The organism is Curtobacterium sp. MCBA15_016, assembly GCF_001865105.1.
Lineage (GTDB): Bacteria > Actinomycetota > Actinomycetes > Actinomycetales > Microbacteriaceae > Curtobacterium.
The window spans coordinates 945-1470 of the sequence record NZ_MJGR01000068.1 but is presented as its reverse complement, the minus strand read 5'-3'; positions in this window follow the sequence as shown (position 1 = coordinate 1470).

Sequence of the window (526 nt, the reverse complement as noted above, 5' to 3'; positions counted from 1 at the left end):
GTGGTGCGGGCGGTGCGGGGTTCCGACATGTGTCGTCTCTCCTGGAGGGGCCCCGGAGTGCTCGACCCGGCATCGCGGCATGTCTCCGGGGTGCGCCGCGCGCCGCGCAGCACCTCGCCCGCGCAGGGGCTGCGGGTGGGGTGCTGCGTCGGCGATGATGCGAGTCCTGTACCCGGGCCGCCCGGTGCTGTCGTCGGGGCGGACCCGGCGGACCATCGCCGGCCCGAAGCATGGTGCCCGAGATTAGACCGCTCCAACGCAGTCCGTCAAGAACGACAACTGTTGGGTAACGATGTGGGCTCCGGGGCCGCTCGAGGGGTACTGGTCAGTCCACGTCGGAGGGGCTCCGGTCAGCGGCCGACCTCGCGTCGGTGGTGCTGGGCGGCCGCGAGGAGCTCGCGGGGTCGGTCGCTCGTGGTCTCGGCATCGTCGCGGGCGTGTTCGAGTCGCGTGACCTCGGCGGTGGCCTCGGCGAGCTGGCGTTCGAGGTCGGCCCGGCGGGCCTCGGCGGTCGCGAGGGCGTCCT